The following is a 21,323-nucleotide window of genomic DNA, read 5'->3' as shown; positions in this document are numbered from 1 at the left end:
AGGCTATGGCCAGACTTAAAACACGTTATAACGACGAAATCCGAGCTAAGTTGAAAGAAGAACTTGGTTTGGGCAATGTGATGGAAATTCCTCGCATTACTAAAATCACCATCAACATGGGTGTTGGTGCAGCTTCAGCTGACAAGAAATTGTTAGATGGCGCTTTGGCGGATATGCAAGCTATTGCTGGTCAAAAACCAGTTCTTACATTAGCGCGCAAATCAATCGCTGGTTTTAAAATCCGTGATGGTTGGCCGATTGGTTGTAAAGTAACTTTACGCGGCGAACAAATGTACGAATTCTTAGACCGTTTGATCTCTATCGCTATCCCTCGTATTCGTGACTTCCGCGGTTTTTCTGCGAAATCATTCGATGGTCGTGGTAATTATTCAATGGGTCTCAAGGAACAAATTATGTTCCCTGAAATCGATTTTGATAAGATCGATCGTATTCGTGGTATGGATATTACTATCACTACGACTGCTCGTACTGATGACGAAGGCCGTGCGCTAATCCGTGCATTCGGCTTCCCGTTCAAATAAGAGGTCGATATGGCTAAGAAAAGTATGATTAATCGCGAATTGAAACGCGAAACTACAGTTGCTAAATACGCTGCAAAACGTGCTGAATTAAAAGCTACGATTGCAAACGTAAATGCATCTGATGAAGAACGTTTCGAAGCGATGATGAAGTTACAAGCATTACCACGTAATGCGTCTCCAGTACGTCTTCGTAACCGTTGTGGTTTAACTGGTCGTCCTCATGGTTACTTCCGTAAGTTCGGCTTAAGCCGTAACAAATTACGTGACACAGTAATGCAGGGTGATGTACCGGGCGTTGTTAAGGCAAGCTGGTAAGGAGCGACTATAAATGAGTATGCAAGATACCGTTGCCGACATGCTAACACGTGTTCGTAACGCACAAATGGCAAAGAAACAAACTGTTTCTATGCCTAATTCTAAGTTGAAAGTTGCAATTGCAAACGTACTTCAACAAGAAGGTTACATTTCAAATGTAGAAGTTGCTGATCTTGAAGGCAAAGCTACTTTGACAATTACTTTAAAATATTTTGAAGGCAAACCAGTTATCGAAACTGTGAAACGCGTAAGCCGTCCAGGTCTACGTCAGTATCGCGGTAAAGATGCACTTCCGAGCGTTAAGCAAGGTTTAGGTATTGCAATTGTTTCTACAAGCAAAGGCATCATGACTGATCGCGCTGCACGTGCTGCAGGCGTTGGTGGTGAAGTTATTGCTTTTGTTTCTTAATAGGTGATTCCTCATGTCTCGTGTGGCTAAAGCCCCAGTAACTGTACCTAACGGTGTAGCAGTTACTCAGAACGGCCGGCAGGTCGAAGTGAAAGGCAGCAAAGGTACGTTGTCTTTCAACCTGCATGCGCTGGTCGAGCTTAAACAGGAAGAAGGTCAACTTCATATTGCTCCAGTTAAAGAATCTCGCGATTCTTGGATGCAAGCTGGTACTGCTCGCGCTGTTCTTAATAACCTTGTAAAAGGTGTTAATGAAGGCTTCGAACGTAAGTTACAACTTATCGGTGTTGGTTATAAAGCTGCGGTTAAAGGTACAGTTGTGAACCTTAACCTTGGTTATTCTCACCCGATTGATTACGCTCTTCCTGAAGGTGTAACTGCTGAAACTCCGACTGCTACTGAAATCATTTTGAAATCAGCTAACAAGCAATTGTTAGGTCAAGTTGCTGCAGAAATCCGTGGTTATCGTCCACCAGAGCCGTATAAAGGTAAAGGTGTTCGCTATTCTGACGAAGTTGTTCTTCGTAAAGAAGCTAAGAAGAAATAAGGCGCGAGGTTCTTATGAACGAAAAGAAACAATCCCGTTTGCGTCGTGCGAAAAGCACACGCTTGCACATTCGTGCATTGGGTGCGACTCGCTTGTGTGTAAACCGCACGCCGCGTCACATCTATGCTCAAGTTATTTCTGCAGATGGTGGCAAAGTATTAGCGCAAGCTTCTACTTTGGATGCATCTTTACGTAGCGGAACTACAGGTAATGTAGATTCAGCTACTAAAGTAGGTGCTTTAATCGCAGAACGTGCAAAGGCTGCTGGTGTAACTAAAGTTGCATTTGACCGTTCTGGTTTTAAATATCATGGTCGTATCAAAGCCTTGGCTGATGCTGCTCGTGAAAACGGCTTGGAGTTCTAATCATGGCTAAAGTTGAACAAAACGAAGGTCTTGTTGAAAAGCTGGTTGCCGTTGATCGTGTAGCCAAAGTTGTTAAGGGTGGTCGTATCTTCTCTTTCACAGCATTAACTGTTGTGGGTGATGGTAATGGTCGTGTAGGTTTTGGTCGCGGTAAAGCGCGTGAAGTTCCAGCTGCTATTTCTAAAGCACTTGAAGCTGCACGCCGCAACATGATCACTGTTGATCTTGTTGATGGTACTGTACAACATCCTATTCATGCTCGTCATGGCGCTAGCCGTGTTTACATGCAACCTGCATCTGAAGGTACTGGCGTAATCGCTGGTGGTTCTATGCGCGCAGTTTTAGAAGCTGCTGGTGTACGTAACGTATTGACGAAATGTTATGGTTCTACTAACGCGGCTAACGTTGTAAATGCAACTTTTAATGGTTTACGTGATATGACGTCTCCTGAGAAAGTTGCTGCTAAACGTGGTCTTTCAGTAGAACAAATTTTAGGGTAATCAATCATGAAAACGATTAAAGTTACCCAGACTAAATCTTCTTCGCATCGTTTGAAAAATCACAAACTTTGCCTACAAGGTTTAGGTCTGCGTCGTATTGGTCATACAGTAGAAGTAATAGATACACCTTCTAACCGTGGTATGATCAACAAAGTCTACTATATGGTTAGTGTAGAGGAATAAGCCATGACTCTGCGTTTAAATGAGCTTGCACCTGCTGAAGGTGCAAAACGTGATAATCGTCGTTTAGGCCGTGGTATCGGTTCTGGTGTCGGTAAGACTGGTGGCCGTGGTGTCAAAGGTCAGAAATCACGTAAAAGTGGTGGCGTTCGTCCAGGCTTTGAAGGTGGTCAAACTGCGTTATATCGTCGTTTACCTAAATTCGGTTTCACAAGCCAATTGGCTTTGAAAACTGCTGAAGTACGTTTGTCTGAACTTGCTAAAGTTGAAGGTGATATTATTTCACTTGAAACTTTGAAAGCTGCGAATGTTGTACGTAAAGATATGTTGCGTGCTCGTGTTGTTCTTTCTGGTGAAATCACTCGTGCATTCACTGTTCAAGGTGTTGCATTGACTAAAGGCGCTAAAGCTGCTCTTGAAGCTGCTGGCGGTAAAGTCGAGGAGTAATCGCGAGTGACTATGTCTCCTAGTTCTTCAGGTCATGTTAACATGATGAAAGGTCAACCATTTCATGTGAAATATCGTGAAATTATTCGCCGATTAATGTTCTTGATTGGTGCATTGGTAGTCTTTCGACTAGGAGCGCATATTCCGCTGCCAGGTATTGATAATGTTGCTCTAGAACGTTTTTTCAAAGCTAATGAAGGTACTTTTTTAGGTTTGTTTAACATGTTCTCGGGTGGAGCATTAGAACGAATGTCCATTCTGGCGTTAGGTATCATGCCGTACATTTCTGCATCTATTATTGTGCAGTTGATGTCGACCGTGGTGCCTTCGTTAGAAGCATTGAAGAAAGAAGGCGAGCAAGGTAAGCGTAAGATTAATCAATATACGCGTTACGGCACCCTTTTACTCGCATTAGTCCAAGGTATCGGGATGTGTGCTGGTCTAATCAGTCAAGGTATTACTTTGACTTCGGGACTGGCTTTTTACATTCCAGCGCTAACATCGTTAGTTGCAGGTACCATGTTCTTAATGTGGTTAGGTGAGCAAATTACTGAACGCGGTGTTGGTAACGGTATCTCAATGATTATCTTTGCAGGTATTGTTGCTGGTTTACCAAACTTAGTGATTCAAGCATTTACTTCGGTAGATAATGGCCAATCAAGTTTAATTGGTTTGGCTATCTTTGGATTGCTATCAGTTGCTGTTTTAGCAGCGATTGTGTTTATTGAAAAAGCTCAACGTCGTATACCTGTGAACTATGCTCAAAAACAGCAAGGTCGTCGTGTATTCACTGCACAGCAAACGCATTTGCCATTGAAGATCAACATGGCAGGGGTTATTCCAGCAATTTTCGCAAGTTCATTATTGTTGTTCCCTGCAAGTTTAGGTCAATGGTTAGGCAGTGCTGATCCAAATGCAGGAATTGTAAAACGTAGCCTACAAGATTTGGCATTGGTATTATCGCCTGGACAACCGTTGTATTTAGTGCTCTTCGGTGCGTTAATTATCTTTTTCTGTTATTTCTATACGGCGCTTGTTTTTAGCCCGAAAGAAGTATCAGAGAACTTGAAACGCAGTGGAGCTTATGTACCTGGTATTCGCCCAGGTGAGCAAACTGCTCGTTACTTAGATCATATTCTTAATCGTTTGACGTTTATTGGTGCAATCTACATTACAGTCATCTGTTTAATGCCGATGATTTTACAAAGTTCTTTTGGTATTCCATTCCATTTGGGTGGTACCTCATTACTTATCGTAGTTGTTGTTGTTATGGACTTTATGGCTCAGCTTCAAGCCCATTTGACATCACATCAGTATGACGATCAATCGTTAATGAGAAAAACGACTGCTCATCCTAAGGGATAAGCGCACTTAGAAGGTTTCATCATGAAAGTACAAGCTTCTGTAAAGAAAATTTGTGGTAGCTGTAAAGTTATCCGTCGTAATGGGGTTATTCGCGTAATTTGCAGCGCAGAACCTCGTCATAAGCAGCGTCAAGGTTAATTTAATTAAGACCTGTTGATTTCAGTAGGCTAATTAGGTTATTATCCGCCCCTCAAGATTTTTGTGGGGCGGTTGATTATCTCTACTGCCTTTTTGGAGAAATTTGAATGGCTCGTATTGCCGGTGTAAACATTCCGGATAACAAGCATGCTGTTATCTCTCTCACGTATATTTTTGGTATTGGCCGCCACACAGCTAAAAACATTTTAGCTGCTGCAGGTATTACGACTACTACTAAAATTCGTGAATTAGATGATGCTCAGCTTGATGCGATTCGTGCAGAAGTTGCTAAGGTTCCGACCGAAGGTGACTTACGTCGCGAAATTTCCATGAACATTAAACGTTTAATGGATTTAGGCTGCTACCGCGGTCTTCGTCATCGTCGCAGCTTGCCTGTTCGCGGACAACGCACCAAAACTAACGCACGTACCCGTAAAGGTCCGCGCAAACCTATTAAGAAATAAGATTTCTGGAAGCTAAAAGATGGCTAAAGATACTCGCACACGCAAGAAGGTCACTCGTACCGTCTCTGAAGGTGTTGCACACATTCACGCTTCTTTTAATAACACCATTGTTACGATTACTGATCGTCAAGGTAATGCATTGGCTTGGGCTACTTCAGGTGGACAAGGCTTCCGTGGATCACGTAAATCAACTCCGTTTGCTGCTCAGGTAGCTGCTGAAGTTGCTGGTAAAGCTGCTTTAGATTACGGTTTGAAAAACTTGGACGTCCTTGTAAAAGGTCCTGGTCCAGGTCGTGAATCTGCGGTTCGTGCATTAGGTGCAGTGGGTTATAAAATTAACAGCATTACCGATGTGACACCGATTCCGCACAACGGTTGCCGTCCACCTAAAAAACGTCGCGTGTAAGGAGAAACATTCATGGCTCGTTATATTGGTCCAAAATGCAAACTCTCTCGCCGCGAAGGGACAGACCTGCAATTAAAATCTGGCGTTAAACCATTTGACGTCAAAACAAAAAAATCTGCTAAAGCTCCTGGTCAACATGGCCAAAGCCGTGCTAAACAATCAGAGTATTCACTACAATTACGTGAAAAACAAAAAGTACGTCGTATGTACGGTGTTTTAGAGCGTCAATTTAGTAACTACTACAAAGAAGCTGCTCGTGTTAAAGGCGCAACAGGTGAAAACTTGTTGAAATTGCTTGAAAGCCGCCTCGATAACGTTGTTTATCGCATGGGTTTTGGTTCTACACGTGCAGAAGCTCGTCAGCTGGTATCTCACCGTTCAATCACTTTAAATGGTCGTCGTGTTAACATCGCGTCTATCCAAGTTAAAGCGGGCGACGTGATTGCAGTTCACGAAAGCGCTAAACAACAATTACGTATCAAAAACGCAATTGAATTAGCTGCTCAACGTGGAACAGCTGCTTGGATTGAAGTAGATCATTCAAAACTTGAAGGTACATTTAAAGCTGCACCAGATCGTTCTGATTTACCTGCTGAAATCAACGAAAGCTTGATTGTAGAATTGTATTCTAAATAATCCTTGAGGTAGCAATAATGACGCGTACTGCAAACGAGTTTCTAACTCCGCAAGCGATCAAGGTCGAAGCGGCAAGCGGGACCTCGGCAAAAGTGATTCTTGAACCATTAGAGCGTGGCTTTGGTCATACTCTTGGTAATGCTTTACGTCGCATCCTTTTGTCTTCTTTACCTGGCGCAGCCGTGGTTGAAGTAGAGATAGAGGGTGTCGAGCACGAGTACAGTACTTTAGAAGGCTTGCAGCAGGACATCGTCGAGCTCTTGCTGAACCTAAAAGGATTGTCTATTAAGCTGTTCGATCAAAACGAAGCATATTTGACATTGGAAAAACAAGGTCCTGGCGATGTAACTGCTGCTGACCTTCGTTTACCACATAATGTTGAAGTGGTTAACCCTGAACATCTGATTGGTACTTTAAGTGCTTCAGGCTCATTAAAAATGCGCTTGAAAGTTTCTCAAGGTCGTGGTTATGAAACTTCTGACTCACGTTTCCCTGAAGGCGAAACGCGTCCTGTAGGTCGTCTACAGTTAGATGCTTCTTATAGCCCGATTAAACGTGTGTCTTACACAGTTGAAAATGCTCGTGTAGAACAACGTACTGACCTTGATAAGCTCGTCATTGATCTTGAAACGAATGGAACTGTAGATCCTGAAGAAGCTATCCGCAAAGCGGCAACAATCTTGCAACAACAAATTGCAATTTTTGTTGATCTTCAGAAAGATCAAGCTCCAGTTGCTCAAGAGCCACGTGAAGAAGTTGATCCAATCTTGCTTCGTCCAGTTGATGATCTAGAGCTTACTGTTCGTTCTGCTAACTGTTTGAAAGCAGAAAATATTTACTACATTGGTGATCTAGTACAGCGTACTGAGGTTGAGTTGCTTAAAACTCCTAACCTTGGTAAAAAATCGCTTACTGAGATCAAAGATGTTCTGGCTTCTAAGGGCTTACAGCTCGGCATGCGTTTAGAGAACTGGCCACCAGCTAGTCTCCGTATGGACGATCGTTTCGCCTATCGTAGCCGTTAATTAAGTAGGACTATCACCATGCGTCATCGTAATAGTGGTGTGAAATTAGGCCGTACCAGCAGCCATCGTAAAGCGATGTTTCAAAACATGGCTAATTCTTTGTTTGAGCATGAGTTAATTAAAACTACTGTGCCTAAAGCAAAAGAGTTACGTCGTGTAGCTGAGCCTTTAATCACTTTAGCTAAAAACGATACTGTAGCAAACCGTCGTTTGGCGTTTGCTCGTACTCGTTCAGCAGCAACAGTTGGTAAATTATTTACCGTTCTTGGCCCTCGTTACAAAGAACGTAACGGCGGTTATCTACGTGTTCTTAAAGCTGGTTTCCGTGCAGGTGATGCTGCACCGATGGCTTATGTAGAACTTGTGGATCGTGAAGTAAACTAATTACTCACGTCACAGAACAATCGGTTGTTCGAAAAAGGTCGGTGTTTCACCGGCCTTTTTTTATGTCTTTTTGTTGGACAATTTATGGTTTTGTCCCAAATTGACTTAAATTTCGTCAGAAAAATGCAAACTTGACATTGCGTATTGTCAGATTTGTGCTTTAATAAAAAAGTACTCTTAAAAAGGTTATAAAAACAACATGGAAAAGCAAGTTGATATTCTTATCGTTGGTGCAGGCATCTCTGGTATTGGTGTAGCTGCGCATCTTTCAAAACACTCACCACAACGTTCATTTGAAATTATTGAGCGTCGTGAGAGCTTCGGTGGTACTTGGGATTTATTTAAATATCCGGGTATCCGTTCCGATTCAGATATGTCTACTTTTGGGTTTAATTTTAAACCATGGCAAAAAGCCAATGTCTTGGCAGATGGCGCTTCGATTAAAGGCTATGTTGCTGAAGTTGTCGATGAATTTAAATTAAAAGATAAAATTCATTTTAATCAGCGTGTACGTACTGCAAATTATGATTCATCAATTAAAAAATGGGTCGTACAAATTGAAGATGAAAATCAAAAACTCAATACGTGGGTTGCAAACTTTGTAATCGGATGTACGGGTTATTATAATTATGACCAAGGTTATCAACCTGATTATCCAGGTAAAAATGATTTTAAAGGCGAATTTATTAACCCACAATTTTGGCCTGAAAACTTAGATTATACGGGTAAAAAAGTAGTGATTATTGGTAGTGGTGCAACAGCTATTACCTTAGTGCCTGCGATGTCAAAAGGTGGAGCAGGGCATGTGACCATGTTGCAACGTTCACCAACCTATATTGCTTCAATCCCATCTATTGACTTTGTTTATGACAAAATGCGTAAGGTTTTACCTGAAGATGTGGCCTATAAGTTAACCCGTGCACGTAATATTGGTATGCAACGCGGTATCTATGCACTTGCACAAAAACAACCGAAATTACTGCGTAAGTTCTTACTCAAATCGATTGAAATGCAATTAAAAGGTAAAGTGGATATGAAACACTTTACCCCAACATATAATCCATGGGATCAGCGGTTATGTGTTGTGCCAGATGGTGACTTATTTAAAATTTTACGTTCTGGTAAAGCCAGCGTTGAAACAGATCAAATTGAGAAAATTACCGCAACAGGTATCCAATTAAAATCTGGTAAGCATTTAGATGCGGATATCATCGTTTCAGCAACAGGTTTAGAAATCCAAATCTTGGGTGGTATCAAAGCTACAATTGATAATAAACCAATGAATACGTCTCAACACATGCTGTATCAGGGTGTGATGGTTAGCGATGTGCCAAATATGGCAATGATCATTGGTTATATCAACGCATCATGGACATTAAAAGTTGATATCGCAGGTGAGTATATTTGCCGTCTTGTAAACTATATGGACAAGAAGGGCTATGACGAAGTTATTCCGCAAGGTGATGCAACTGAATTGATGGAAGATACGGTGATGGGCAGTTTAAGCTCAGGTTATATTGCTCGTGCGGCGGATGTGATGCCGAAACAAGGTAAGCATGCACCTTGGAAAGTGTCGAATAACTATTTAGCAGATCGTAAAGAACTTAAAAATGCCAAGTTTGAAGATGGCGTTTTAAAATTTCATAAGCGTGAAGCACAACTCGCAAAAAAGCCTAAACTGGTTTCTTAATCAAACCTAGTAGAAGCAACCAAACTAAGAAATAGCAAAATAAACAAGCTATGAAATAAACAAGGAGCGAAAGCTCCTTATTTATTGCGACATAAAAATTGATTTAAAAAGAATGCTTGGTGATAGAAAAAGGAGCCAAAGCTCCTTTAACAATGATCAGATAAATTATAAAGAACGGGAAATCAGTTCTTTCATAATCTCGTTTGTACCTGCATAAATACGATTTGCCCGATTATCAATATAAGCACGTGCAATTGGATATTCCAGCATATAACCATAACCACCATGTAATTGAAGGCATTCATCAACCACATTAGAGAATACTTCTGAAATTTTGTATTTTGCGGCAGCTGCAGCATCAACACCTAATGTACCTTCAAGTTGTAATTCCATACAACGGTCGAGGTAAGCACGGCAGAAATCAATTTCTGTGCGCATTTCAGCAAGTTTAAAACGTGTATTTTGAAAAGCACCGATCGGTTTACCAAACGCTTTACGGTCTTTGGTATATTGAACGGTGTGTGCCAACGCTGCTTCTGCGCCTGCTTGGCAGATAATCGCGACCAGCATACGTTCCCATGCCAACTCTTTCATCAGCATGATAAAACCCATGCCTTCCATACCCAATAAATTTTCTTTTGGTACACGAACATCTTCAAAGAACAATTCACAAGTATCTTGTCCTTTCATACCAATTTTATTGAGTGGTTTGCCTTTGCTAAAGCCAGCACGGTCAGCTTCAACGATAATCAAAGATAGGTTGGCAGAACCTTTCTCTGAACTGCCTGTTTTACATACCACAATTGCCATATCGCATAGGTAACCATTGGTAATAAAGATCTTAGAACCATTGATCACATATTCATCCCCATCTAAAACGGCGGTGGTGCGAACACCTTGTAGGTCTGAGCCTGTTCCCGGTTCTGTCATCGCAATAGCTGTAACGGTTTCTCCAGAAGCCATTTTAGCAATCCAATGCTTTTTCTGTTCTTCATTACCAAAGTTGTTGATGTAGTTGGCAACAATATCCGAGTGCAAAGAAAAACCTGTAGAAGAGTCCATTGCATAGGCTTGTTCTTCAATCAGAATCATACTGTAGAGGCGATCTACGCCATAGCCACCATATTCTTCAGGCATGGTTGCGCAGAGCAGCCCCATTTCACCTGCTTTGTTCCATAAATCGCGATCTACATGTTGCTGCTGTTCATATTTAGCAATATTTGGCACAACTTCTTTTTCATAAAATTTACGTACGGTTTCACGAAAAGCATCGTGATCGGAATTAAACAATTTACGAGGCAACATATTGGTTAAAGGTCGGATAGCACCTGATTGCATTTTTATAATATCCATATGAGTTTTAGTGAGTTGAAATTATGTGAATTGCTTATTTGTCGCAATGAGATGAATGCTCAAAACTCATTTTTAAATGATGAATTTGGTCATTTAGAAGAATTTAGCGAGAAATCGGTCGGGAATCGGGTAAACTAAGTCAGAATTAACCATTGGGGGAAAATGATGTCAGAAGAACTTACTTTAGAAGAACGTAAAGTGATTTATCGTGCTCGTCGCGGTTTAAAAGAGATTGATGTATATTTTGACCCATACGTAAAACAATATTACTTAGCAGCAAGTGCGCAAGAAAAAGCCTTGTTTAAAGAGTTAGTTGATCAGGAAGATCCAGATTTATTGGATTGGTTTATGGAAGTTTCAGAGCCACCTCGACCTGAACTCAGAAGCTTGATCAATAAACTTAAAGATTATGTCCACGGATGAGTTAAAAACTCACCAACGATATCAATTCAAACCCAGTCGTATTGCACTGGGTTTTCAGCTTTTGTGTTTAACAATTATTTTTATAGTGCTGTACTCGATTATCACTGTATGGATAAGTGGATTACTGCTGTTGTTGGCATGCTTCAGTCTAAAAATATTTAGAATGCGTCCACAAGTCCGAAGTTTAGAACATTTTGATTTAGATCAATGGACCCTACAATATGAGGATTCCAATCAAATTCATCATGTACAAATTCAGCAAATGATTGATCATCGATTTTATATCGCAGTGTATTTTTGTGAGAAAAACAATAAAAGTTTAATTATTTGGCAAGATCAGGTGGGCAAAATACAGTGGAAATCTTTAAAATCTCGGGTCAAATTAAGTTAATTGTCTAACAAATATAAAAAATCTAATCTAAATTTAATCTAAATAAAACAAAATCTTATTTGTATTTTTGCTTATTTAATATCCATTGTTAGACCAAATATATACAAAATAGCGCAATTGTAAAATTGTCGGACAATTATCTCTGTAAAAATCTGATTTTGCATGTAAATTAAAACTACCAACAGCGAGGAGGAATTTCCAAATGGGTGAAATTCATACGTTTTGGTTCTTAGTGGTTGCAATTGTTTTTGCAATTATATTTGGAAGACTAGGAACTATGCTGAGGGAACAGATTGAGAAAGCTAACGCTAACAGTGTTAACGGTAGCAAATTTAAAAGACTTAAAACCAATAAACTCTCTTAAAGAGTTTACCTTTTAACAAGTAGCATGTGCTGAACCGTCGCAATGCTACTTTTTTTTGCTTAAAATTTGTATAAAAACCAGATTAGGTCAATTGAATACTTTCTATATTGTGGCAAATTCTTCAGATGAAATTAGAGCTATTACTCTGTTATTCAGAGATTGCATCTGATATTGTTATTTTAAAAGGGATATAAACACAATTATATAGAGGACAGGAAGTATGTCTAAGGTCCACAAGCTTGGTCAATTGATGCTGACCGCTGTTGTTGCCTCATCTGTGTTATCAGGTTGTTCATATGTTGTAAAATCAGGTGCCAATGTTGCGCTTGGCTTTAGTGAAAAACATATCGTCCCACCCATTTTGGCGGGCAATGATACAGATATGGCGTGCAACTCAGGCAATGCATTAACGCCAGCGATTATGGCAACAAAAGATATGGGGGCCGACCCAACCCGTATGGCAGTATTGTTATATTCAGCTGCGGGGATGTGTGCAGAAAATCGTGCTTTGGATGCAGAACTCAGATATTTACGTGCTTCAAAAGACGGTAAAGTGACTGAAGCGCAAGATGCTCGTATAGAACAAAAACGTTGGGCAGCCCTTGCCGCAGAACGTCAATACACGGGTTATCAATTATTTGCAGAACGTTGGCAGGCAAAATATAAATATACTTTAGGTGATTCTTGTCCAACCATGCGTAAGGACTTAGATCAAACCATCTATTTAATTGGTATGCTCAGTGGTTTGCAATCGATGACCAATGACATTAACTCTGGCGGTGCAGTGAATGTACCGAAAGATATTGCTGCGATTGTCGAACGTGGTATGGCATGTCTAGACAATAACAAATTCTGGGGTGCGCCAATGGCGACACGTGCAGTGATTTGGATATTGTTACCAGGTGCAGGAGATGGTAAGCCTGATCCAACCCAGACCTTACAACAATCAATGCAAATCGCAGAACAAAAAGGTGTTCGTCTAGCATTTGCAATGAATGCTGTTGCAGCACAAGCCAGTGGTGATGATGCTAAATTAAGAGCGGCGTTAAAAGCCTATGCCGCATCGCGTGCAGATGATAAGCCAGTAAACCCTGAATTTAGATTGTTAGATGGTATGGCAGGTCAAATGGTTCAAGGTATTGCAGATCGTTATTGGACTGAACATACTGGTGTTCGTGCAGCAGATGATGGAATGACCACATTCTGGGATGAACAAGCATCTACGGGTGATGATGAATTGTTTAATGATTTACCTGCACCGACTGAAGAGCCAAGTGCTTCAGCTGACGAACCTGCAGCAAATCCATAGTATTCAATTGCATGAATTGGTTAGAATTGAGGAAGAGCGACAGCTCTTCTTTTTTTATGGTGTAGCATGGAACAACACAAGTTAGATAAAAATATATTGTTTATTGCAACCAGTATCATTTTTTTTGCAATTCTTCAGCTTTTTCAAACTCATTTCTTTTATCAGCACGATGTTTTTTTAAGCCAGCCTTGGCGCTGGTGGACAGGGCATTGGGTTCATGTGGGATGGATTCATTATGTTTTAAATGTTTTGGCTTTGGCTTGTTTACCCTTTTTATTTCCAAACATTAAAAAGAAAGTTTTTATTGCTTTATTGCTTATTTTACCGCCTTTACTCAGTCTCTGTTTTTATCTGATTTATCCTCATATTTTTGCTTATGCAGGTTTGTCTGGCATTCTTCATGGTCTGTTTGTATTTTGTGCAATCGTCAGTTTAAAAGAAAAGCCAGAACGAAATTTTGCCTTCATCGTATTGTTATGCATCTTCGGCAAAATCGCATGGGAACATTTTTTTGGTGCACTACAAACTGAACAATTGATTGGTCATCCTGTTTTAATACAGGCGCATTTGCTTGGGGTGATTTTTGGAAGTATTTGTGCCATTTTGAGCTTAATTTTTCGACTTAATGTCATCAAATAGAAAGCGAATCAACGCTATTATTTGTATGAAATATTATTTTATAAAATTTCATTATTTTGATGAGGTTAAGCACATAGCATTGTAAAAATATTTAAAAAATAAATTTGAATAAATGCTTTGTAATGAATGGATAGTGATTCTCATTTGTGGTTAATTATGTGAATGTTACATCTATTTTAGTTGTAAAAAATATAAGTACTGAGTTGTTTTTTCACATTTAATGATAAGACTATAGATGAGTTGACAAAAAGCTCGCCAAAAAAATTAATCTTTGTCATGTTTTTCTTAGGAAAATTAAGGCAAATTTGAGTGGTGATGATAGGAATGGGTATTGGTAAAGGATTTTACCTCTCACCTAATAATAAAAGATAAGCTGTGCAAGCGATTGTACACTGGTTATAAAAACTGGAATAACAATGCAAGAACCTGTAAATAATAGATCGGGATTAGGTCTACTCAGTTATCTCTGGAATGAGTGGTTCTCAACCTTTTCCATCCTTATTCTGCTTCTCCTGACCTTGATCATTGGGACAGGGGATATGATTCATGGGCAAATGCTTCGTTTAGGTGAACGCCTATATGGAGACGAAAAAATAGGAATGCAATATTCCTTTTTACGTGCTGAGCCCAACAAACCTTCATGTGACCGCAATGTAGATATCGATAAGCTTGTCAAAGAAAAAATGCAACAGGAAGCCAGTGATCCTGATGCGGCATTTTTTGGTTTAACGCCAGAAGCAGATGTTCGCGCTTCATTCGTTTCAGCGCAAACGGATTGTGAACAGAAATATGCGTTCTATGATAAATCGATCAAACATATGGAAGATCATCCTTCCCTTCGTACATATCGTTCGATGGAAACGGGGTTCTTCTGGATATTAAAATGGGGCTCTGAACATCGCGTACTCATCCTGATTTTGATGGTGGTGATCGCGGCAATTACCGCATCATTGAAGATGCATCATATTGGGCTACGTCCAGCGCGTACCAAGCTTGATTTTAAAGTCTATAACATTGCGATGGTGCTGGGGAATGCCTTACTGAGCTTCTCGGTCATTAGCCAATATCGCTCAGTACTCAATTCTGGTGTTGAATCGACCCTTGAAACGATTGGGGTCTATTGGTTATGGATGATCCTGTTTGTGGTCTTAACAGTCATCAGCTTGTTTAAATTATTCCGTACACCAGAAAATGCTGAAGAAGGCGGTAAATTTGGCCTTGCGCTGCTGAGCATACCTTTATATGCCTTTATGGCAATTGTGACAGGTATTGCGTTTACTTTCTTTATGGACTACCCAATGGGGCAAGGTATTTACCTTGGCTTGTTGACTGAATTTTCAAATATCTTCCTTAACTTAGCACTGTTTATTTGGGCGGGTATGTTATTGACCCAAACACGTGTGATGGATCTTTTCTTGGCGATTCTTCGTCCTTGGAACTTAGCGCCTGAAACGTTGACGTGGATCATTTTGATTGGTGCTGCAATTCCAACCGCATATACAGGTGCTTCGGGAATCTTCGTTGTTGCTGCTGGTGCAATTATCTATAAAGAAGTGTGGAATTCAGGTGCTCGTCGTCAATATGCACTTGCGGTTTCAGCAATGTCAGGTTCGCTGGGTGTTGTACTACGTCCGTGTCTCTTGGTGATCTTAATTTCAATGCTGGATAGCCGTCATGTAACTTCAGACGAGTTATTTAATCATGGTATTTATGTATTCTGGTTAACCGCATTTATTTTCTTAGGGGTGTCGTTATTCCTTGCTGAGAATAAGTTCCGTATTAACTCACCGAAAACTGCTGTCCCTGGTATGTTGCGTGCTTTCGTTCCAGTGCTTCCATATATCTTGATTGTTGCTGTCGTGATTGGCTTCTATCAGTTTGGTCTGGACACGAAAATGGATGAATTTACTGCACCTGTAATTCTTCCAATCATGCTATTGGCATTTATTTTATTTGATAAGTTATTTGGTAATAAATTACCGATACCAGAAAACCCAAATAAAGCGCTTGCTCTAGAGCATGAAAAAAATTCTGAATACTTACGTGAGCATGGCGATACCGCTGAAACAAAACGTGGCTTCCGTAGCGCCATTCGTTTTGCAACATCGGAAAGTGTTGGTCATATTGGTGCGTTAATTATCTTAATGGCATTGTCTGCAAGTGTTGGTGGTCTGATTGAACGTAGTGAGATCGTGACCATGGTTCCAACACATCTGGGTAGTATCTTGGTAACACTCGGCTTTATGGCATTGTTACTTGCATTAATTGGTATGACAACAGATCCATTTGGTGCGGTGATTCTTGTTGCTGCGACGATTGCGCCAGTTGCATTTGAAAATGGTATTCATCCGATTCACTTCTGGATGATTGTACTGGTTGCATTTGAGTTTGGTTATGTTACGCCACCTGTTGCGCTCAACCATTTGCTGACGAGGCTCTCGGTCGGTGATGCAGAGGTTGCCGCCGCCGATGCAGAGGCAAAAGCCAAATATACAAGCTTCTACTATCGTTATGAGCGTTGGATCTTACCAATCGTGGTGCTGTTCTCAGCATTGGTGATTGTGACCTATGCGCCGTACATGTTTAACCTGTTTGACTGGTATGCCAGTAAATAATTGAATGTCTAAAAAGCGCCTTCGGGCGCTTTTTTTCTGTCTATGGATTTTGAATAGATTTAGTGATCTTCAAATTGAAACTGCTGAATGTACTCACTCGGCGTCAAACTGGTTTCACGTTTAAACATGGCACTAAAGGCACTGGCACTGTCATAGCCCAAATCCAGTGCAACATTGAAAATTGATTTATTCATTGCCAAATCAGTCATGGCTTGCATCAACCTTGCCTGCCGTACCCAATGACTAAAATGCATATTGGTTTCTTTCTGAAAATGTCGAGTGAGGGTTTTCGGACTAACATGTAAAAATTGAGCTGCGTGTTCGAGTGTCCATGTATGGCTGAGATCAAGTTTGATTTCAGCACAAAGCTTTTGCAATTTAATATTTTGTGGCTCAGGTAAATTAAATGGTAGAACAGGGAGAAGCTCCAACTCATCTAAAATCAGTTCAAGCAATCGTGCTTCACGACTTTGAGGATGGATCGTGGTTTGAATCTGCATCGCGGAGCGAATAAGCTCTTTTAGCAGGGGTGAGATCGTGACAACACGACATTCATTGACTAATTTTAAACGTGCGTCTGGCTGAATAAATACACCATAAGCTTGCACATCACCGCTGATCAGTAAGGCATGAGCCTTATAGGCTGGAATCCATACACCGCGTCCCGGTGGCGTGACCCATGTTCCTTCTGTCGTTTGAATACGGATAACCCCAGAAAGCGTATGAATCAGTTGGATACGCTCATGGCTATGCCAATCTTCAATATGCCCATGGGAATAATTTTCAGTAAAGGCATAAATTGGATAATCTAAAAATCCATGATCATAATTATTCCCCACGATTTACTCCTCAATCAATACGGCACTGCCAATCATATATTCGTGGAATTGGCTTAGTCCTCAAGCATAATGTCCTTTTTGCGATAGTTATTGTCATTTTGTCGTACAAATACAAAATGATTATTTTTTAACATGGTTGAATCTTTCTGTATAGGCAGAGCAGCATGTTTCAAAAAGCTTATTTCTATCCATTGTTTGCCATTTTATTTTGGGCTGGAAATGTGATTGTGTCTAAAATGGCAAGTCATGCAATTTCACCTGTGGCGATTACATTTTATCGTTTGGTTTTTGCGCTCGCGGTGATGAGTACTTTTGTATTGATTCCCACGTGGAAAAATCGCCATATTATTCGCCAGTATTGGAAACATTTGGCTTTAGGTGGATTTCTTTCTGTATCCTTATTCCAATTTTTGTCTTATCAAGCCGCGACAACCACGACAGCGACCAATATGGCGATTGTGACGGCATTGATTCCATTATTGACGATTATTTTAAGTACATGGATTTTAAAAGATCAGATTAGCTATGGCTTAGTGATCGGAGGCTTTTTATCATTCTATGGCATTTTGTATTTATTGAGTCATGGGCATATTGCCCAAGTTTTTAGCCAAGGTATGCATCTTGGAGATGGCTTGATGTTGCTTGCCGCAATCGGCTACGCCTTATATGGTGTGCTGTTAAAACGTTGGAAAATGCCGATCCCTGCATGGCAATCGAATTTTGTGATGTCGAGCTTTGCCATCTTATATGTTTTGCCGTTTTTTATCTTTTTACCTGCATCGCAAATGCAACTGAATCAACAGACCATTCCTTTGATTTTGTACGCCAGTATTTTCTCATCAATTTTATTGTCTTATTTATGGATTGAAGGTGTAAGACATTTGGGGCCCAATAAAAATAGTATTTTTATGAATTTATTGCCCGTGTTTACAGCTTTAATTGCTGTGGTGCTCTTGGGTGAACATTTACAAGTTTTTCATTTGGTTGGTGGCGGTTTAACACTCTGTGGAATTTTATTGGCGCAAATTATCCAAAAGCCAATCCAATGGAAAAAATCAACACAGCAGTCATTGGACTCACTTTAAAATATTGAAATGTCTATTGTTCAAATTGAAAAAAGCCTTAACTTATAAAGAGGTTAAGGCTTTCTGATATCAGATCGTCATTTTTGCACATGATCAAAAATTATTGATTTTGTGCGGCCATTTGCTGTTGAAGTAGCTTGATTTGCTCTTCCTTAAGTTTAATCAATTGATCCGCATCAGCATGTTGTGATTTGAGGTTTTGTTGCTGATCATCAAGTTGTTTTTGGATGTCTTCTAGTTTAGCCACTTCTTCTTTCGCTAAACTGGCATTTTCAGGAATTTTATCTTTTAAAATGGATGCTTTGACCAATTCTACATTGGCAGCCTCTGAAGCAGCACTTTGTTCAACAGACGTTGCCACAGGTGGTGCCGTTGTTTCCACTTTCTTCGCAGCAGGTGTAGTCTGGTTCAATGGCTCATTGATTTGGGTGCTTTCAGAGGTGTTATTTAACCAGAAAAAAATAGCAATTAAAACGATAACTGCCCCCAACCCGCCTGCAATAATCCACATTAATTTTGAATTGTTTCTTTGTTCTATATGCATTTTATTCGGTCCGATCTATTTTGAAGAGCGAGGCTTGAATTGAATGACCCCAATTTCATCAGGTATAGCAGGTTCTTCAGGCGCATCTACATGGGTAGGGCGATTTTCAGAATATCCACACTCGATGCATTCAATCCATTCAGCATCGCCTTGGGTGAGCATAACAATACGATCCATCGCTTCACATTTTGGACATTTTGCACCAGCAATGAAACGACGTCTAATATTCATACACCCACCACACTTTAAACAATTTTGGCCGTTAGTTTAAGCGTTTTTTTAGCTATTCGTCCAACCTTGATGACGTAATAATGCATCTATTTTAGGTTCACGACCACGGAAATTGATAAATGCATCAAGTGCTGTATCTTTTCCGCCAACTGCAAGGATTGCCTTACGGAATTCTTGTCCAGTTTGGGTATTAAACACACCTTCATGTTCAAAGCGGTCAAAAGCATCACTTGCTAAAACTTCTGCCCATTTATAAGAATAATAACCTGCAGCATAACCGCCCGCAAAAATATGGCTAAAGCCATTTTGGAAGCGGTTATAAGGTACTGTTGCTAAAACGGCATACTTCTGGCGAATATCATCTAAAGTTGCTTGGATTTGTTCGGCATTTAGGGCAGGTGTAAGTTTATGAATGGTTAAATCGAACAGTGCAAACTCAATTTGTCGTAAAGTTTGCATACCTGACTGGAAAAAACGAGCATCGAGTAAGGCTTTTAAAAGATGCTTAGGAAGTGTGTCTTTAGATTCAATATGTTCACTGATTAAAGCCAAGCTTTCCGTATCCCATGTCCAAAACTCCATAAACTGGCTAGGTAACTCCACGGCATCCCATGCAACGCCGTGCGTTCCAGCAACTGCAATATTGTCTACTTCGGTCAACATATGGTGTAAGCCATGACCAAACTCATGAAATAAGGTATTCACTTCATCATGCGTTAATAGGGCAGGTTGATCACCGACAGGTGGGGTAAAGTTCCCAACCATATAGCAGATTGGTTTTTGTAACCCCGTTTTGGTTTGCATACGCGAGCGGAAACCACTCATCCATGCACCACCACGTTTACCGTTACGTGCATAGAGGTCAAAGTAAAAACCACCAATCACAGTGCCTTGGTCTTCTAGCTCATAATAATGGGCATCTGTATGCCAAAGTGGTGCTTGGCGTTCAATGACTTGAATTCCATATAAACGATTGACCACGTTAAATAAGCCTTGAATCACTTTAGGCGCAGGGAAGTATGGTTTTAAATCTTCCTGAGAAAGGTTGAACTGTTGAACTTTTAGTTTTTCAGAATAATAACTGCTGTCCCAAGGTTTTAGCTCATCTATACCATCTTGTTTGGCAATGGCTTTGAGTTCTTCAATTTCTTTTAATGCAGGTGTACGTGCATGTTCTGCTAAATCAACCAGAAATTGATCAACAGTGGCCACATCGGGTGCCATTTTTGAAGCAAGCGAATATTCTGCAAAATTGTCAAAACCTAAAAGCTTGGCCATTTCCTGACGTAAGCTGAGGATTTCAACCATCACGGGTGCATTGTCAAATTGCGTATCGCTGGCTTGATCTGAGGCGCGTGTAACATAAGCGTGATAAATTTCTTCACGGAGCGCACGATTTTCTGCATAGGTCATGATGGCCAAATAAGATGGAATATCTAAGGTCGCAACAGGCTGATCTAGTTCGCGTTGTTGACCGTATTGTTTGAGTAATTCAATACTGCCTTGTGGTAGACCTTTAAGCTGATCCGTAGTTAGAGTTTTGCTATAGGCTTGAGTTGAATCCAAAACATGATTAGAAAAATCAGAAGACAATTGGGATAATCGTGCAGAAATTTCTGCATAGCGTTTTTTAGCTTCACCTTCAAGGGCAACACCTGAAAGTTTAAAATCACGTAAAGCCAGCTTAATTGCACTTTGTTGCGCCGTTGGCAAGTCGCTAAAAATCGCATGATCATAAACATTTTGATAAGTTTGGAACAAGGCAACGTGTTGACCGATCTGAGTATAGTATTCACTTAAACTTGGCAACAAGGCTTGATAGACTTCACGCGTTTCAGTGTTATTCATCACTGCGTTGAGGTGTGACAAAATTCCCCAAGATTCACTCATGTTATTTTCAAGTGAATCTACATTTTCGATCACTGCAAGTTGTTGTTGAATGCTTTCAGGGACTTGTACCAAGTCATTTAAAAAGTTTTGACCGTCTTGGATGGCTTTTTCAATATTTTGTTTGAGTTGATCTAAACTAATTTGATCAAATTGCGGTACTGGCAACGTTGCCTGTTCTAGTGTCATGAGCTTTATGCCAAATCATTTCTTAAGTTATAGATAGATGT

Annotated in this window: 28 protein-coding genes; 23 read left to right on the top strand and 5 right to left on the bottom strand. The window is 40.3% G+C overall.

Annotated elements, in window-relative coordinates; all coding sequences use genetic code 11:
- Positions 1-5: 5 nt before the first annotated feature.
- The 16 genes from rplE to MTO68_RS20640 all read left to right on the top strand — a co-directional run bounded on the left by rplE (position 6) and on the right by MTO68_RS20640 (position 9,413).
- The gene (gene rplE, locus MTO68_RS20715) at positions 6-542 is read left to right on the top strand and encodes a 50S ribosomal protein L5 (RefSeq protein ID WP_004725705.1); all 537 of its coding nucleotides are present in this window, start codon (positions 6-8) and stop codon (positions 540-542) included.
- Positions 543-551: 9 nt separating this feature from the next.
- A complete protein-coding gene (rpsN, locus tag MTO68_RS20710) occupies positions 552-857 on the top strand; it encodes a 30S ribosomal protein S14 (RefSeq protein WP_004725707.1) in 306 nt (101 codons plus the stop codon).
- Positions 858-870: 13 nt separating this feature from the next.
- A complete protein-coding gene (rpsH, locus tag MTO68_RS20705) occupies positions 871-1,266 on the top strand; it encodes a 30S ribosomal protein S8 (protein ID WP_004725709.1) in 396 nt (131 codons plus the stop codon).
- Between the two features lie 13 nt (positions 1,267-1,279).
- Positions 1,280-1,813 carry a 50S ribosomal protein L6 gene (rplF, locus tag MTO68_RS20700; RefSeq protein ID WP_004725711.1) on the top strand — a complete coding sequence of 178 codons (534 nt, stop codon included), beginning with the start codon at positions 1,280-1,282 and terminating at the stop codon, positions 1,811-1,813.
- 14 nt (positions 1,814-1,827) lie between these two features.
- Positions 1,828-2,178 (top strand): 50S ribosomal protein L18, encoded by a 351-nt coding sequence (gene rplR / locus MTO68_RS20695; protein WP_004725713.1) that lies wholly within the window; start codon positions 1,828-1,830, stop codon positions 2,176-2,178.
- A gap of 2 nt (positions 2,179-2,180) precedes the next feature.
- Positions 2,181-2,678, top strand: a complete 498-nt coding sequence (rpsE, locus tag MTO68_RS20690) for a 30S ribosomal protein S5 (protein WP_004725715.1) — start codon at positions 2,181-2,183, stop codon at positions 2,676-2,678.
- 6 nt (positions 2,679-2,684) lie between these two features.
- Complete coding sequence (rpmD, locus tag MTO68_RS20685; protein WP_004725717.1) at positions 2,685-2,861, top strand: 50S ribosomal protein L30; 177 nt, start codon at positions 2,685-2,687, stop codon at positions 2,859-2,861.
- Positions 2,862-2,864: 3 nt separating this feature from the next.
- Positions 2,865-3,305 (top strand): 50S ribosomal protein L15, encoded by a 441-nt coding sequence (rplO, locus tag MTO68_RS20680; RefSeq protein WP_004725719.1) that lies wholly within the window; start codon positions 2,865-2,867, stop codon positions 3,303-3,305.
- Between the two features lie 45 nt (positions 3,306-3,350).
- Positions 3,351-4,670, top strand: a complete 1,320-nt coding sequence (gene secY, locus MTO68_RS20675; RefSeq protein ID WP_171066869.1) for a preprotein translocase subunit SecY — start codon at positions 3,351-3,353, stop codon at positions 4,668-4,670.
- A gap of 21 nt (positions 4,671-4,691) precedes the next feature.
- Positions 4,692-4,808 (top strand): 50S ribosomal protein L36, encoded by a 117-nt coding sequence (rpmJ, locus tag MTO68_RS20670; RefSeq protein ID WP_000867907.1) that lies wholly within the window; start codon positions 4,692-4,694, stop codon positions 4,806-4,808.
- Positions 4,809-4,915: 107 nt separating this feature from the next.
- The gene (gene rpsM, locus MTO68_RS20665) at positions 4,916-5,272 is read left to right on the top strand and encodes a 30S ribosomal protein S13 (protein ID WP_004725722.1); all 357 of its coding nucleotides are present in this window, start codon (positions 4,916-4,918) and stop codon (positions 5,270-5,272) included.
- Between the two features lie 19 nt (positions 5,273-5,291).
- Complete coding sequence (rpsK, locus tag MTO68_RS20660) at positions 5,292-5,678, top strand: 30S ribosomal protein S11 (RefSeq protein ID WP_001040166.1); 387 nt, start codon at positions 5,292-5,294, stop codon at positions 5,676-5,678.
- A 12-nt stretch (positions 5,679-5,690) separates the two neighbouring features.
- On the top strand, positions 5,691-6,314 hold the full coding sequence (gene rpsD / locus MTO68_RS20655; RefSeq protein WP_004725725.1) for a 30S ribosomal protein S4: 624 nt from the start codon (positions 5,691-5,693) through the stop codon (positions 6,312-6,314).
- A gap of 17 nt (positions 6,315-6,331) precedes the next feature.
- Positions 6,332-7,339, top strand: coding sequence for a DNA-directed RNA polymerase subunit alpha (gene rpoA, locus MTO68_RS20650; protein WP_004816876.1), 1,008 nt, complete (start codon positions 6,332-6,334; stop codon positions 7,337-7,339).
- An 18-nt stretch (positions 7,340-7,357) separates the two neighbouring features.
- A complete protein-coding gene (gene rplQ / locus MTO68_RS20645) occupies positions 7,358-7,723 on the top strand; it encodes a 50S ribosomal protein L17 (protein ID WP_004281488.1) in 366 nt (121 codons plus the stop codon).
- A 199-nt stretch (positions 7,724-7,922) separates the two neighbouring features.
- Positions 7,923-9,413: an NAD(P)/FAD-dependent oxidoreductase gene (locus tag MTO68_RS20640; RefSeq protein ID WP_004725729.1), complete on the top strand. Its 1,491-nt coding sequence runs from the start codon at positions 7,923-7,925 to the stop codon at positions 9,411-9,413.
- Between the two features lie 165 nt (positions 9,414-9,578).
- Here MTO68_RS20640 and MTO68_RS20635 read toward each other — a convergent pair whose 3' ends face one another.
- On the bottom strand, positions 9,579-10,751 hold the full coding sequence (locus MTO68_RS20635; RefSeq protein ID WP_004725731.1) for an acyl-CoA dehydrogenase family protein: 1,173 nt from the start codon (positions 10,749-10,751) through the stop codon (positions 9,579-9,581).
- A 180-nt stretch (positions 10,752-10,931) separates the two neighbouring features.
- Here MTO68_RS20635 and MTO68_RS20630 point away from each other — a divergent pair, with 180 nt between their 5' ends.
- From MTO68_RS20630 to MTO68_RS20605, 6 genes are all read left to right on the top strand, one after another.
- Complete coding sequence (locus MTO68_RS20630) at positions 10,932-11,189, top strand: succinate dehydrogenase assembly factor 2 (RefSeq protein ID WP_004816878.1); 258 nt, start codon at positions 10,932-10,934, stop codon at positions 11,187-11,189.
- Between the two features lie 163 nt (positions 11,190-11,352).
- Complete coding sequence (locus tag MTO68_RS20625) at positions 11,353-11,580, top strand: hypothetical protein (protein ID WP_244014179.1); 228 nt, start codon at positions 11,353-11,355, stop codon at positions 11,578-11,580.
- Between the two features lie 202 nt (positions 11,581-11,782).
- Entirely contained in the window at positions 11,783-11,944 is a 162-nt protein-coding gene (locus MTO68_RS20620) for a hypothetical protein (protein ID WP_004725737.1), read from the top strand.
- A 220-nt stretch (positions 11,945-12,164) separates the two neighbouring features.
- On the top strand, positions 12,165-13,253 hold the full coding sequence (locus tag MTO68_RS20615) for a hypothetical protein (RefSeq protein ID WP_056512199.1): 1,089 nt from the start codon (positions 12,165-12,167) through the stop codon (positions 13,251-13,253).
- Between the two features lie 66 nt (positions 13,254-13,319).
- The gene (gene rrtA, locus MTO68_RS20610) at positions 13,320-13,892 is read left to right on the top strand and encodes a rhombosortase (protein ID WP_244014177.1); all 573 of its coding nucleotides are present in this window, start codon (positions 13,320-13,322) and stop codon (positions 13,890-13,892) included.
- A gap of 416 nt (positions 13,893-14,308) precedes the next feature.
- Complete coding sequence (locus tag MTO68_RS20605) at positions 14,309-16,507, top strand: TRAP transporter large permease subunit (protein ID WP_034614355.1); 2,199 nt, start codon at positions 14,309-14,311, stop codon at positions 16,505-16,507.
- Positions 16,508-16,566: 59 nt separating this feature from the next.
- Here the strand turns inward: MTO68_RS20605 and MTO68_RS20600 are convergent, their stop codons facing one another.
- Positions 16,567-17,346 carry a helix-turn-helix transcriptional regulator gene (locus MTO68_RS20600; protein ID WP_034614351.1) on the bottom strand — a complete coding sequence of 260 codons (780 nt, stop codon included), beginning with the start codon at positions 17,344-17,346 and terminating at the stop codon, positions 16,567-16,569.
- A gap of 164 nt (positions 17,347-17,510) precedes the next feature.
- Here MTO68_RS20600 and MTO68_RS20595 point away from each other — a divergent pair, with 164 nt between their 5' ends.
- Positions 17,511-18,431, top strand: a complete 921-nt coding sequence (locus MTO68_RS20595) for a DMT family transporter (RefSeq protein ID WP_034614348.1) — start codon at positions 17,511-17,513, stop codon at positions 18,429-18,431.
- 100 nt (positions 18,432-18,531) lie between these two features.
- Here MTO68_RS20595 and MTO68_RS20590 read toward each other — a convergent pair whose 3' ends face one another.
- The 3 genes from MTO68_RS20590 to MTO68_RS20580 are packed head-to-tail and all read right to left on the bottom strand — an operon-like array spanning position 18,532 to position 21,282.
- Positions 18,532-18,975, bottom strand: a complete 444-nt coding sequence (locus MTO68_RS20590) for a hypothetical protein (protein WP_034614345.1) — start codon at positions 18,973-18,975, stop codon at positions 18,532-18,534.
- Positions 18,976-18,990: 15 nt separating this feature from the next.
- On the bottom strand, positions 18,991-19,200 hold the full coding sequence (locus MTO68_RS20585) for a YheV family putative zinc ribbon protein (RefSeq protein ID WP_171066870.1): 210 nt from the start codon (positions 19,198-19,200) through the stop codon (positions 18,991-18,993).
- 54 nt (positions 19,201-19,254) lie between these two features.
- A complete protein-coding gene (locus tag MTO68_RS20580; protein ID WP_244014175.1) occupies positions 19,255-21,282 on the bottom strand; it encodes a M3 family metallopeptidase in 2,028 nt (675 codons plus the stop codon).
- Positions 21,283-21,323 lie beyond the last annotated feature (41 nt).

Source organism: Acinetobacter sp. NyZ410, from assembly GCF_022828975.1.
Classification (GTDB): Bacteria; Pseudomonadota; Gammaproteobacteria; order Pseudomonadales; family Moraxellaceae; genus Acinetobacter; species Acinetobacter guillouiae.
Note: the sequence above shows the minus strand (reverse complement) of the source record. Positions and strands in the feature narration are given on the sequence as shown.

What these genes read in the sequence shown, in the direction of transcription:
- rrtA (WP_244014177.1), top strand. Translation starts at nt 13,320, where the DNA reads ATGGAACAACACAAGTTAGATAAAAATATATTGTTTATTGCAACCAGT.
- rpsN (WP_004725707.1), top strand. Translation starts at nt 552, where the DNA reads ATGGCTAAGAAAAGTATGATTAATCGCGAATTGAAACGCGAAACTACA.
- rplE (WP_004725705.1), top strand. Translation starts at nt 6, where the DNA reads ATGGCCAGACTTAAAACACGTTATAACGACGAAATCCGAGCTAAGTTG.
- MTO68_RS20615 (WP_056512199.1), top strand. Translation starts at nt 12,165, where the DNA reads ATGTCTAAGGTCCACAAGCTTGGTCAATTGATGCTGACCGCTGTTGTT.
- rplR (WP_004725713.1), top strand. Translation starts at nt 1,828, where the DNA reads ATGAACGAAAAGAAACAATCCCGTTTGCGTCGTGCGAAAAGCACACGC.
- secY (WP_171066869.1), top strand. Translation starts at nt 3,351, where the DNA reads ATGAAAGGTCAACCATTTCATGTGAAATATCGTGAAATTATTCGCCGA.
- rplF (WP_004725711.1), top strand. Translation starts at nt 1,280, where the DNA reads ATGTCTCGTGTGGCTAAAGCCCCAGTAACTGTACCTAACGGTGTAGCA.
- MTO68_RS20590 (WP_034614345.1), bottom strand. Translation starts at nt 18,975, where the DNA reads ATGCATATAGAACAAAGAAACAATTCAAAATTAATGTGGATTATTGCA.
- MTO68_RS20620 (WP_004725737.1), top strand. Translation starts at nt 11,783, where the DNA reads ATGGGTGAAATTCATACGTTTTGGTTCTTAGTGGTTGCAATTGTTTTT.
- rpsH (WP_004725709.1), top strand. Translation starts at nt 871, where the DNA reads ATGAGTATGCAAGATACCGTTGCCGACATGCTAACACGTGTTCGTAAC.
- MTO68_RS20640 (WP_004725729.1), top strand. Translation starts at nt 7,923, where the DNA reads ATGGAAAAGCAAGTTGATATTCTTATCGTTGGTGCAGGCATCTCTGGT.
- rpmJ (WP_000867907.1), top strand. Translation starts at nt 4,692, where the DNA reads ATGAAAGTACAAGCTTCTGTAAAGAAAATTTGTGGTAGCTGTAAAGTT.
- MTO68_RS20605 (WP_034614355.1), top strand. Translation starts at nt 14,309, where the DNA reads ATGCAAGAACCTGTAAATAATAGATCGGGATTAGGTCTACTCAGTTAT.
- rplO (WP_004725719.1), top strand. Translation starts at nt 2,865, where the DNA reads ATGACTCTGCGTTTAAATGAGCTTGCACCTGCTGAAGGTGCAAAACGT.
- MTO68_RS20595 (WP_034614348.1), top strand. Translation starts at nt 17,511, where the DNA reads ATGTTTCAAAAAGCTTATTTCTATCCATTGTTTGCCATTTTATTTTGG.
- rpoA (WP_004816876.1), top strand. Translation starts at nt 6,332, where the DNA reads ATGACGCGTACTGCAAACGAGTTTCTAACTCCGCAAGCGATCAAGGTC.
- MTO68_RS20630 (WP_004816878.1), top strand. Translation starts at nt 10,932, where the DNA reads ATGTCAGAAGAACTTACTTTAGAAGAACGTAAAGTGATTTATCGTGCT.
- rpsK (WP_001040166.1), top strand. Translation starts at nt 5,292, where the DNA reads ATGGCTAAAGATACTCGCACACGCAAGAAGGTCACTCGTACCGTCTCT.
- MTO68_RS20635 (WP_004725731.1), bottom strand. Translation starts at nt 10,751, where the DNA reads ATGCAATCAGGTGCTATCCGACCTTTAACCAATATGTTGCCTCGTAAA.
- rpsE (WP_004725715.1), top strand. Translation starts at nt 2,181, where the DNA reads ATGGCTAAAGTTGAACAAAACGAAGGTCTTGTTGAAAAGCTGGTTGCC.
- rpsD (WP_004725725.1), top strand. Translation starts at nt 5,691, where the DNA reads ATGGCTCGTTATATTGGTCCAAAATGCAAACTCTCTCGCCGCGAAGGG.
- MTO68_RS20580 (WP_244014175.1), bottom strand. Translation starts at nt 21,282, where the DNA reads ATGACACTAGAACAGGCAACGTTGCCAGTACCGCAATTTGATCAAATT.
- MTO68_RS20625 (WP_244014179.1), top strand. Translation starts at nt 11,353, where the DNA reads ATGCGTCCACAAGTCCGAAGTTTAGAACATTTTGATTTAGATCAATGG.
- rpsM (WP_004725722.1), top strand. Translation starts at nt 4,916, where the DNA reads ATGGCTCGTATTGCCGGTGTAAACATTCCGGATAACAAGCATGCTGTT.
- rplQ (WP_004281488.1), top strand. Translation starts at nt 7,358, where the DNA reads ATGCGTCATCGTAATAGTGGTGTGAAATTAGGCCGTACCAGCAGCCAT.
- rpmD (WP_004725717.1), top strand. Translation starts at nt 2,685, where the DNA reads ATGAAAACGATTAAAGTTACCCAGACTAAATCTTCTTCGCATCGTTTG.